We start from the raw sequence: 10,099 nt of genomic DNA on the forward strand, positions 1-10,099 counted from the left end.
AAAAAATTCCAACCCTTTTGGCTTTTGAAAGGAAATTTAAATGACAAAATTACTAGTAGGATTGGGAAATCCAGGGGATAAATATTTTGAGACAAAGCATAATGTTGGTTTTATGTTGATTGACCAACTAGCAAAAAAACAGAATGTCACCTTTACACACGATAAAATATTCCAAGCTGAATTAGCTTCATTTTTCCTTAATGGTGAAAAAATTTATCTGGTAAAACCCACTACTTTTATGAATGAAAGTGGGAAAGCAGTTCATGCTTTATTAACTTACTATGGTTTAGATATCGAAGATTTACTGATTATTTACGATGATCTTGACATGGAAGTAGGAAAAATTCGACTTCGCGCTAAAGGATCAGCTGGCGGTCATAATGGTATCAAGTCAATTATCCAACATATTGGTACACAGGTTTTCAATCGTGTAAAGATTGGTATCGGTAGACCTAAAAAAGGGATGTCAGTAGTTCACCACGTTTTGAGTAAATTTGACAAGGATGACTATATAGGTATTTTACAGTCTATTGACAAGGTTGACGATGCTGTAAATTATTATTTACAAGAGAAAAACTTTGAAAAAACAATGCAGAAATACAATGGGTAAGGGAATGTCATTAATCGAATTCTTTTTAGAGAACAAGCAGATACAATTATGGAGTGAACATTTATCTCTCAAGCAGAGGGAATTACTACTAGGTCTCTCTGGTTCAGCAAAGTCTTTAGCTATTGCAAGTAGTGTTAAAAATCAGAACAAGATTTTAGTAATGACATCTACTTATGGAGAAGCTGATCGTCTAGTAAATGATTTAATTTCTATCCTGGGTACTGATATGGTTTATCCATTTTTAGTAGATGATTCACCAATGGTAGAATTTTTAGTATCGTCTCAAGAAAAGATTTTTTCAAGAGTTGAAGCCTTGCGTTTTCTAAGAGATAAATCTCAAAAAGGAATACTAGTTTGTAACATGGCAGCTAGCCGTTTATTCTTACCAGATCCTCAAGTCTTTGATAACAGTGTGTTAAAACTTGAAGTTGGCGAAGAGTGTGAACAAAGAGAATTAAAAAATCAATTGATTTCACTTGGTTATAAAAAAGTTACTCAAGTTCAAAGTCAAGGTGAATTTAGTCTTCGAGGGGATATTTTAGATATCTTTGAAACTTCACAACTATCTCCTTACCGAATAGAATTTTTTGGTGATGAAATAGATGGGATTAGAGAATTCGACGCAGATACACAATTATCAAAAGATAGTCAATCTCAAGTCTTAATCTATCCAGCTAGTGACATTTTATTAACTGTTGAGGATTACAATCGTGGTCAACAATTCTTAGAACATGAGATTGATAAAACTATTTCACCTACATTAAAGTCGTACCTAGAAGAAGTTTTTAGTTGTGCGAAAGAGCAAGTTCTTCATGCTGATATTCGTAAATTTTTGTCTGTTTTTTATAAAAAACAGTGGACCTTGATTGACTACTTGAACCAAGCACCTATTATCTTTGATGATTTTCAAAAAATCATGAATCAGTATGATATTTTTGATAAGGAAACAGCCGGCTACTTTACAGAGGATTTACAAAATAGTAAAGCTGTATCAAGTTTACAATATTTTGCTGATGTAGAAAGTCAGTTTAAAAAATATTTACCAGCTAGCTTCTTTTCTAATTTTCAAAAGGGACTTGGAAATCTAAAATTTGATCATCTTTATCAATTTAATCAATATCCAATGCAAGAATTCTTCAATCAGTTTTCTTTTCTGAAAGAAGAAATTGAACGCTATAAAAAATTAAAATATACGATTGTTCTTCAATCAAGCAGCCAAACAGAACTAAAAAAACTGTCAACGATTCTTGATGAATATAGCATTAAAGTTGACAATAGTAATCAAAGTGAAATCTGTAAAGGAACTGTCAATCTTGTTGAAGGAAACCTTCGTCATGGTTTTCATTTTGTGGATGAGAATCTTGTATTCATCACTGAGTATGAAATATTCAAAAAGAAAATTAAACGTAAATATAGAAGACAAAATATCAGTAATGCTGAGAGATTAAAGGACTATAATGAGCTCCAAAAAGGAGATTATGTTGTTCATCAAATTCATGGGATTGGTCAATATTTAGGAATCGAAACGATTGAACTCAAAGGGATTCACCGAGATTATGTAAGTATCCAATATCAAAATGGAGATCGAATTTCTATCCCTGTAGAACAAATCCAAACCTTATCTAAGTATGTTTCAAGTGACGGTAAGGCTCCAAAGTTAAACAAATTAAACGATGGACGTTTTAAAAAAGCTAAGCAAAAAGTTAAAAATCAAGTTGAAGACATTGCAGATGACTTAATTAAGTTATATGCAGAGAGGAGTCAACTTGAAGGTTTTGCATTTTCAAAAGATGATGAAGATCAAGTTGCTTTTGATGAGGCTTTCCCTTATGTTGAAACTGAAGATCAACTTCGAAGTATCGAAGAAATTAAGAAAGATATGCAGGCTTCTCAACCAATGGATAGACTTTTGGTTGGAGATGTTGGTTTTGGTAAAACAGAAGTTGCCATGCGAGCTGCTTTTAAGGCTGTCAATAATCATAAACAGGTTGTTGTTTTAGTACCTACTACAGTTTTGGCTCAGCAACATTATAGTAATTTCAAGGAAAGATTTGAACAGTTTGCTGTCAATGTAGATGTTTTGAGTCGTTTTAGAAGTAAAAAAGAGCAGACTGAAACACTTGAAAAATTGAAAAAAGGCCAAGTTGATATCCTGATAGGAACCCATCGAGTTTTGTCTAAAGATGTTGAATTTTCTGATTTAGGCTTGATCATCATCGATGAGGAACAACGTTTTGGTGTCAAACATAAGGAAGCTTTGAAGGAATTAAAAAAGAAGGTTGATGTCTTAACTTTGACAGCTACACCAATTCCTCGAACTCTACATATGTCTATGCTAGGTATTCGAGATTTATCTGTCATCGAAACTCCCCCAACCAATCGATATCCTGTACAAACCTATGTCCTTGAACAGAATGATCGTGTCATTCGAGATGCTGTATTGAGAGAAATTGATCGTGGTGGTCAGGTTTACTATCTTTACAATAAAGTTGACACGATTGAAAAGAAGGTTTCAGAGTTACAAGAACTGATTCCAGAAGCTTCTATTGGTTTTGTTCATGGTCAAATGAGTGAAATTCGTTTGGAGAACACACTACTTGATTTCATTGAAGGTGAATATGATATTTTAGTAACCACGACAATCATTGAAACAGGGGTAGACATTCCAAATGCCAATACCTTGTTTATCGAAAATGCGGATCACATGGGTCTGTCTACCTTGTATCAATTAAGAGGTCGGGTTGGTCGTAGTAATCGAATCGCTTATGCCTATCTTATGTATCGACCTGACAAATCTTTGACAGAAGTTTCAGAAAAGAGATTAGAAGCTATCAAGGGATTTACTGAATTGGGTTCTGGTTTCAAAATCGCTATGCGCGATTTATCCATTCGTGGAGCGGGTAATCTTTTAGGAAGTTCGCAGTCCGGTTTTATTGATTCAGTTGGTTTTGAACTCTATTCTCAATTACTGGAAGAAGCAATTGCTAAGAAAAATGGAACTGACAAGAAACGTGAAAAAGGAAATGCTGAGTTAATTCTACAAATTGATGCCTATCTTCCGGATGAGTACATTTCAGATGAACGACATAAAATTGAGATTTACAAGAGAATTCGTCAGATTGACAACCGTGTCAACTATGAAGAATTACAAGATGAGTTAATTGACCGTTTTGGTGAGTATCCAGATGTAGTTGCCTATCTCTTAGAAATTGGATTAGCTAAAGCTTATCTAGATAAAGTATTTGTCAATCGAGTTGAAAGAAGAAATAATAAGCTTGTCATTCAATTTGAAAAAATATCGCAACAGCTATTTTTAACCCAAGATTATTTCCAGGCTCTTTCTCAGACAAATTTGAAGGCTAATATTTCTGAAAATCAAGGTTTGATTGAAGTTGTATTTGATATTCGAAATAAAAAAGATTATGAGATTTTAGAAGGACTCTTAACCTTTGGAGAATCGTTAGCGAAGATAAAAGACTTAAAAGAGTCACATTAGGGATTACCTTTTTTCTTCTATAAAAGGGATAAAAATGGTACAATAATAATTTGAGGTATTATAAGATGAGATTAGATAAATATTTAAAAGTATCACGAATTATTAAACGTCGTACGGTAGCTAAGGAAGTTGCAGATAAAGGGCGAATCAAGGTAAACGGTATCCTTGCTAAAAGTTCAACTGATTTAAAAATCAATGATCAGGTTGAAATTCGTTTTGGAAATAAATTGTTGCTTGTAAAGGTACTGGAAATGAAAGATAGCACTAAAAAAGAAGATGCAGCTGGAATGTATGAAATTATCAGTGAAACAAGGGTAGAAGACGATGTATAAAAAAATAGTCCAAATGAATAATTCATTTATTCAAAATGAACACCAACGACGTAAATACATGATGGAAGAACGTCAAAAACGTAATCGTTTTATGGGTTGGGTTTTGATTTTGATTATGTTGCTATTCATCTTACCAACTTACAATTTAGCACAAAGTTACCAACAATTACTAACACGTCGCCAGCAACTAGCTGATTTGAAAAAACAATATCAGGACTTGAGCGATGAAAAGGATAAAGAAGCTAGTTTAGCAACTAAGCTAAAAGATGAATCCTATGCGGCTAAATATTCCCGTGCAAAATATTATTATTCAAAAACATGGGAGGAAGTTTATACAATTCCGGACTTACTTCCTAGGTAATGCAAAATGGAAAATTTATTAGATATTATCGAAAAATTTTTAAGTCAGTCAGATGAAAAATTAGATGAGTTAGCTCAAAAGAATCATCTGTTACGACTACAAGAAGAAGAGGGGAAAAAGAATGCGTAAATTTTTAGTGATATTACTACTTCCTATTTTCCTAAAAAGCGTTCAAGTAGTAAGCACTGAGAATCCAGTTATCATTCCAAAACAAGAAGTTTATTCTTTAACTCATACTCCATATCATTTTTATTATCAAGATATTATAGAATCTCCAAAATTTTATGGTGAGACGCCAGTTTATTCTACAGAAGACCTGATTAAAGAATCAGGAAAAGTCAATACGGAAACAAAATTATCTGTTTTAGAATGGCGATTAAATAAACAAGGACAGCCTGTCTTTAAATTGTCAAATAATCAATTTGTAATGGCTGATAAACGACTTTTATACGATAGTTCCATCGTAAACGATTTTTCTAAGCGAGTATGGCTAGAACTAGGATTTGTCGTTTATAATAGTCCTTATGATCAACAAGAAGTAAAGTCTACTTTAGCGCCTTATCAAGAAGTTGAAGCAGATATGTCTATTTTTGCTGAAGGTCGTGAATTCTTACATATCAAGCAAACGGGCTGGATTTCGAAGGATTATATTTCCGATGATGATAATCGTATTCAGAAAGTACAAGAGTTGCTATCTGCGAATTATCAAAATGAACAGTTCTCTATTTATATTAAACAATTGAGTACAGGTAAGGAAGCTGGCATTAATGAAAATCAAAAAATGTACGCTGCTAGTGTTATGAAATTACCTTATCTTTATTCTGTTCAGGAAAAAATCAATCAAGGTGATTACCAACTTGACACGAAATTGAAGTATGTTTCCGAAGTTAATGATTTCCCTGGTTCTTATAAACCGGAAGGAAGCGGAAGTCTCCCTAAAACAGCGGACAATAAAGAATACACAATCAAAGATTTAATCACAAAAACTGCAAAAGAATCTGACAATGTAGCTCATAATATTCTTGCTTATTATATTACGAATAAATCAGATGAAGCCTTTAAAAAAGAAATGGCTACTATCGCAGGTGAAGAATGGGATGTGACAGATAAGATGGCTTCAGCTAAAACGGCTGGTCAAGTTATGGAATCTATTTATAATCAGAATGGTTTTGTTTTAGAATCTCTTTCACAAACATCTTTTGATAATCAGCGGATTGCTAAGAATATTTCTGCTAAGGTAGCCCATAAAATTGGGGATGCAGATGAATTTAAACACGATGTGGGAATAGTCTATACAGATTCTCCTTTCGTTATTTCAATCTTTACCAAAAATTCTGATTACGACACTATTTCTAAAATTGCTAAGGATGTCTACGAGGTCCTAAAATGAGAGACCGCGATTTTTTAAATCATTTTCTAGAAAAAGGTTACTTTGAAGGACATTCAAGAGTTGTGCTGGCCTTGTCTGGTGGATTGGATTCGATGTTTCTTTTTCAACTTCTTTTGACCTATCAAAAAGAACTTGATATTGAATTATTTTTAGCTCATGTAAATCATAAACAAAGACCAGAGTCAGATAAGGAAGAAAATGAATTAAGAAAATTAGCTGAACAAGCTGGAGTTCCAATTTATGTAGCTTGTTTTACTGGAGATTTTTCAGAAGTGAATGCTCGTCAATTTCGCTATGAATTTTTTAGAGAAGTGATGGAGAAAACTTCATCTACAGCTCTTGTAACAGCTCATCATGCAGATGATCAAGTTGAGACGATATTTATGCGATTGATTAGAGGTGTTAGACTACAACATTTATCAGCTATTAAAGAAAGACAAATATTTGCTAAGGGAGAGTTGATTCGTCCTTTGTTGTCTTTTTATAAGAAGGATTTTCCTGAAATTGAGCATTTTGAAGATTCAACGAATAAAGAAAATCACTATCTTCGCAATCGTATTCGCAACCTCTATCTGCCACAGTTAGAAAAAGAAAATGTTCAGGTAAAAAAAGCAATTTTAGAGTTTGGAAAAGAAGTTTCTGATTATCAAATTGCTCTGGCTGAATTATCTCAAGCGGTTGATGTAGAAGATTTAACTCAGTTTTTATCTTTTAGTGAAGCAACGCAAGGAGTTTTACTACAACAATACCTTAGTCGTTTTGCTGATTTAAATGTAACAAGAGAACAATTTCAAGAAATTCATCATATTTTAAAAACTAAGAGTCAATATCGCCATAATATAAAAAATGGTTATGAACTTATAAAAGAATACCAGCACTTTCAAATTGGTAAAATCAGACCAAAGTCTGATGAAAAAAGTAGCGAGTGTGTGTTAAACTATCAAAATCAAGTTTATTATGAAGGTTTTCTATTTTCATTTGGAATTCCTCTAAAAGGTGAAAATGTTCAACAAATAAATGTTTCCCGTGAAACATCATTGATTTTGCGGCATCGACAGCCAGGTGATTATTTGATAATAAATGGTCATCGAAAAAAAGTAAGGCGACTTTTTATTGATTTAAAAATTCCTGCAGAAAAACGAAAAAATGCGATTATTGTTGAGCAATTCGGAAAGATTTGTTCAATTTTAGGAATTGAACTCAGTGATTTGAGTATAAAAATGAAAAATGATATAATGAACACTGTACTTTATATAGAAAAAATAGATAGGTAAAATCATGTTAGAACAAGATATCAAGAAGATTTTGATTTCACAAGATGAAATTACAGAAGCAGCTAAGAAGTTAGGTGCTCAATTGACAAAAGATTACGAAGGTAAGAATCCGATTTTAGTTGGAATTTTAAAAGGATCTATTCCTTTTATGGCAGAATTAGTCAAATATATCGACACTCACCTTGAAATGGATTTTATGATGGTTTCTAGTTATCATGGTGGAACTGTAAGTAGTGGTGTCATTAATATCAAACAAGATGTCACTCAAGATGTTAAAGGTAGACACATTGTCTTTGTAGAAGATATTATTGATACTGGACAAACATTAAAAAGCTTGAGAGATATGTTTACTGCTAGAGAAGCAGCGTCTGTTAAGATTGTTACTATGCTGGATAAACCAGAAGGACGTACTGTAGAAATTGAAGCAGATTATACATGTTTTACAATTCCAAATGAATTCGTTGTAGGCTATGGTTTAGACTATAATGAAAATTATCGTAATCTTCCTTATGTAGGCGTATTGAAAGAGGAAGTTTACTCAAAATAGAAGGGTAAGTTGTTGAATGCAAAAACAAAATAATGGTTTTATAAAAAATCCATTTCTTTATTTGTTGATGATTTTCTTGCTAGTAACGGGATTCCAGTACTTTTTCGCTGGGAGAGCTGCCGGGCACAGTCAACAAATTAAATACTCAGAATTGGTGCAGGAAATCACTAATGACAATGTAAAAGAAATAACCTATCAACCAAGTGGTAGTGTTATTGAAGTGTCTGGTGTCTATAAAACTGCTAAAACAGAAAAACCGGAAACAGGTATTCAGTTTTTCACACCTTCTGCAACAAAAGTAGAAAAATTTACAAGTATTATTCTTCCATCGGATACTACTGTAGCAGATTTGCAAAAACTAGCTGGTGAACACCAAACACAAGTTGAAGTCAAGCACGAAAGCTCAAGTGGTATGTGGATTAACATCCTAGTTTCGGTAGTGCCATTTGCCATTTTATTCTTCTTCCTATTTTCTATGATGGGAAATATGGGAGGAAATAGCGGACGCAATCCGATGAGCTTTGGACGCAGTAAAGCTAAGGCTGCTAATAAGGAAGATATCAAAGTACGCTTTTCAGATGTAGCAGGAGCTGAAGAAGAAAAACAAGAACTTGTTGAAGTTGTTGAATTCTTGAAAGATCCAAAACGCTTTACAAAATTAGGTGCTCGTATCCCAGCTGGAGTTCTCTTAGAAGGACCTCCGGGAACTGGTAAAACATTACTTGCTAAAGCAGTAGCAGGAGAAGCTGGAGTACCATTCTTTAGTATTTCAGGTTCTGACTTCGTAGAAATGTTCGTCGGTGTTGGTGCAAGTCGTGTACGTTCTCTTTTTGAGGATGCAAAAAAAGCAGCTCCAGCTATTATCTTTATTGATGAAATCGATGCTGTCGGTCGACAACGTGGTGTCGGTCTTGGTGGGGGTAATGATGAACGTGAACAAACCTTGAACCAATTGCTGATTGAGATGGATGGTTTTGAAGGAAATGAAGGAATTATTGTCATTGCGGCAACAAACCGTTCTGACGTATTAGATCCAGCACTTCTTCGTCCAGGTCGTTTTGATAGAAAAGTATTGGTTGGTCGTCCAGACGTTAAAGGACGCGAAGCAATTCTCAAAGTCCATGCTAGAAATAAACCTTTAGCAGAAGATGTAGATTTGAAGTTAGTTGCCCAACAAACACCGGGATTTGTTGGTGCTGATTTGGAAAATGTATTGAACGAGGCAGCTTTAGTTGCAGCTCGTCGTAATAAGTCAGTCATTGATGCTTCTGATATTGATGAGGCAGAAGATCGCGTTATTGCAGGACCTTCTAAGAAAGATAAAACTGTTTCTCAAAAAGAACGTGAAATGGTTGCTTATCATGAGGCAGGACACACAATTGTTGGTTTGGTCTTGTCCAACGCACGTGTAGTTCATAAGGTAACAATTGTTCCTCGTGGTCGTGCAGGTGGTTACATGATTGCTCTTCCGAAAGAAGATCAAATGTTGCTGTCTAAAGAAGATATGAAAGAACAATTAGCTGGTTTGATGGGTGGACGTGTTGCTGAAGAAATCATCTTTAATGTCCAAACAACAGGTGCATCAAACGACTTTGAGCAAGCTACACAAATGGCGCGTGCAATGGTTACAGAGTATGGTATGAGCGAAAAACTTGGACCTGTTCAATACGAAGGAAATCATGCAATGTTTGGTGCTCAAACTCCACAAAAATCTATTTCAGAGCGTACAGCTTATGAAATTGACGAAGATGTTCGAGCATTGTTGAATGAAGCACGTAATAAAGCAGCTGAAATTATTCAATCAAATCGTGAAACGCATAAATTAATTGCAGAAGCCTTATTGAAATATGAAACATTGGATAGTACACAAATCAAATCTCTTTACGAAACAGGGAAAATGCCTGAATCAGTAGAAGAGGAATCACGTGCCCTATCATATGATGAAGTCAAATCAAAAATGGCTGAAGAAAACTAAAATATTAGTAGACGAGATACAAGAGAGGATACTATTATACCCTCTCTTTCTTATTTATAAAAACTAATCTATGAAAACCAGTAAAAAAATTTCAGAAAAAACAAATCAAACTAG

9 protein-coding genes are annotated in these 10,099 nt (G+C 34.0%); all 9 read left to right on the forward strand.

Translation table 11 applies throughout. The features are described 5' to 3' along the window. The first annotated feature begins 40 nt into the window (after positions 1-40). Positions 41-610, forward strand: coding sequence for an aminoacyl-tRNA hydrolase (gene pth, locus HMPREF9423_RS09580; RefSeq protein WP_006149108.1), 570 nt, complete (start codon positions 41-43; stop codon positions 608-610). Next, positions 603-4,106 (forward strand): transcription-repair coupling factor, encoded by a 3,504-nt coding sequence (mfd, locus tag HMPREF9423_RS09585; protein ID WP_006149109.1) that lies wholly within the window; start codon positions 603-605, stop codon positions 4,104-4,106. The genes pth and mfd overlap by 8 nt, the downstream gene beginning before the upstream one ends. A 65-nt stretch (positions 4,107-4,171) precedes the next feature. Continuing rightward, positions 4,172-4,438 carry an RNA-binding S4 domain-containing protein gene (locus HMPREF9423_RS09590; RefSeq protein WP_004250926.1) on the forward strand — a complete coding sequence of 89 codons (267 nt, stop codon included), beginning with the start codon at positions 4,172-4,174 and terminating at the stop codon, positions 4,436-4,438. Further along, entirely contained in the window at positions 4,431-4,799 is a 369-nt protein-coding gene (locus HMPREF9423_RS09595; RefSeq protein ID WP_004250925.1) for a septum formation initiator family protein, read from the forward strand. Before HMPREF9423_RS09590 ends, HMPREF9423_RS09595 begins: the two co-directional genes overlap by 8 nt. Before the next feature lie 6 nt (positions 4,800-4,805). Continuing rightward, positions 4,806-4,928 carry an SP_0009 family protein gene (locus HMPREF9423_RS12760; RefSeq protein WP_004250924.1) on the forward strand — a complete coding sequence of 41 codons (123 nt, stop codon included), beginning with the start codon at positions 4,806-4,808 and terminating at the stop codon, positions 4,926-4,928. Next, on the forward strand, positions 4,921-6,189 hold the full coding sequence (locus HMPREF9423_RS09600; RefSeq protein ID WP_006149110.1) for a serine hydrolase: 1,269 nt from the start codon (positions 4,921-4,923) through the stop codon (positions 6,187-6,189). Before HMPREF9423_RS12760 ends, HMPREF9423_RS09600 begins: the two co-directional genes overlap by 8 nt. Then, positions 6,186-7,463 carry a tRNA lysidine(34) synthetase TilS gene (gene tilS, locus HMPREF9423_RS09605; RefSeq protein ID WP_006149111.1) on the forward strand — a complete coding sequence of 426 codons (1,278 nt, stop codon included), beginning with the start codon at positions 6,186-6,188 and terminating at the stop codon, positions 7,461-7,463. The genes HMPREF9423_RS09600 and tilS overlap by 4 nt, the downstream gene beginning before the upstream one ends. A 4-nt stretch (positions 7,464-7,467) precedes the next feature. Further along, positions 7,468-8,010 carry a hypoxanthine phosphoribosyltransferase gene (hpt, locus tag HMPREF9423_RS09610; protein ID WP_006149113.1) on the forward strand — a complete coding sequence of 181 codons (543 nt, stop codon included), beginning with the start codon at positions 7,468-7,470 and terminating at the stop codon, positions 8,008-8,010. A gap of 16 nt (positions 8,011-8,026) precedes the next feature. After that, positions 8,027-9,985: an ATP-dependent zinc metalloprotease FtsH gene (ftsH, locus tag HMPREF9423_RS09615; protein WP_006149114.1), complete on the forward strand. Its 1,959-nt coding sequence runs from the start codon at positions 8,027-8,029 to the stop codon at positions 9,983-9,985. Positions 9,986-10,099 lie beyond the last annotated feature (114 nt).

This window comes from Streptococcus infantis ATCC 700779, assembly GCF_000187465.1.
GTDB classification, from domain to species: Bacteria; Bacillota; Bacilli; order Lactobacillales; family Streptococcaceae; genus Streptococcus; species Streptococcus infantis.

Excerpts from the sequence above, each read along its gene's own strand:
- pth (WP_006149108.1), top strand. The coding sequence starts at position 41 with ATGACAAAATTACTAGTAGGATTGGGAAATCCAGGGGATAAATATTTT.
- mfd (WP_006149109.1), top strand. The coding sequence starts at position 603 with ATGGGTAAGGGAATGTCATTAATCGAATTCTTTTTAGAGAACAAGCAG.
- HMPREF9423_RS09590 (WP_004250926.1), top strand. The coding sequence starts at position 4,172 with ATGAGATTAGATAAATATTTAAAAGTATCACGAATTATTAAACGTCGT.
- HMPREF9423_RS09595 (WP_004250925.1), top strand. The coding sequence starts at position 4,431 with ATGTATAAAAAAATAGTCCAAATGAATAATTCATTTATTCAAAATGAA.
- HMPREF9423_RS12760 (WP_004250924.1), top strand. The coding sequence starts at position 4,806 with ATGGAAAATTTATTAGATATTATCGAAAAATTTTTAAGTCAGTCAGAT.
- HMPREF9423_RS09600 (WP_006149110.1), top strand. The coding sequence starts at position 4,921 with ATGCGTAAATTTTTAGTGATATTACTACTTCCTATTTTCCTAAAAAGC.
- tilS (WP_006149111.1), top strand. The coding sequence starts at position 6,186 with ATGAGAGACCGCGATTTTTTAAATCATTTTCTAGAAAAAGGTTACTTT.
- hpt (WP_006149113.1), top strand. The coding sequence starts at position 7,468 with ATGTTAGAACAAGATATCAAGAAGATTTTGATTTCACAAGATGAAATT.
- ftsH (WP_006149114.1), top strand. The coding sequence starts at position 8,027 with ATGCAAAAACAAAATAATGGTTTTATAAAAAATCCATTTCTTTATTTG.